The sequence below is a fragment of the Vibrio sp. 378 genome (genome assembly GCF_033339435.1).
Map to the genome: position 1 here is coordinate 1 of NZ_JAWOUO010000279.1, position 884 is coordinate 884.

1 protein-coding gene is annotated in these 884 nt (G+C 42.5%); it reads right to left on the reverse strand.

The window, feature by feature from the left end; all coding sequences use genetic code 11:
• Positions 1-152: 152 nt before the first annotated feature.
• Positions 153-884 (reverse strand): sugar phosphate nucleotidyltransferase (locus R7Q48_RS25705; RefSeq protein ID WP_318132992.1); only part of this gene is annotated, 732 nt, incomplete at its 5' end.

Consider the following 884-nt stretch of genomic DNA (forward strand, 5'->3'; position numbering starts at 1 on the left):
TTCTATTTTATCCATCGTTTTTGCTCTATGTATAACCAAGTGGGGCAAGTATTACATAGTGTGAGAAATGTGCAAAGGAATACTGGACAAAAAAACAGTAAACAAAAAGCCCGGTATAAAACCGGGCTTTAGAGTCTAGGCTGATGAAAGGTTTACACTTCTTTCTTTGTCGCGTGCTTACCTAATTCAGACTTCTTTTCATCTTTTAGGTACAAGTTTTCGAAACAGTAGTTTGTTGCTTCAATGTAGCCTTCTACGCTACCGCAATCAAAGCGCTTACCTTTGAATTTATATGCGAGAACACAACCTGCTTTTGCTTGTTTCAGCAGCGCATCCGTAATTTGGATTTCACCACCTTTACCTGGCTCTGTGTTTTCGATCAGTTCAAAAATATCAGGGGTAAGGATGTAACGACCAATGATCGCAAGATTGCTTGGCGCTGTGCCTGGTTCTGGTTTTTCTACCATGTCATCTACGCGGTAGATGTCATCTTCGATCATTTCACCAGAAATCACGCCGTATTTGTGCGTCTCATCAGCAGGTACTTCTTGTACTGCCACGATAGAACAGCGGAATTGCTTAAACAGCGCAACCATTTGAGCAAGAACGCCTTCTTCCTCGTTCACACACAAGTCATCGGCAAGTACTACAGCGAAAGGTTCATCACCAACCAGTTCACGACCCGTTAGAATCGCGTGACCTAGACCTTTCATTTCACGTTGGCGAATGTAGGTAAAGTTCGCTGATTCAATGATCTCACGAATATCGACAAGTAACTCTTCTTTGTTGGTACCACTAATTTGGTGCTCAAGCTCGTAGTTCTTATCAAAGTGATCCATGATTGAGTGTTTGCCACGGCCTGTCACAATACACATACCGTTCAT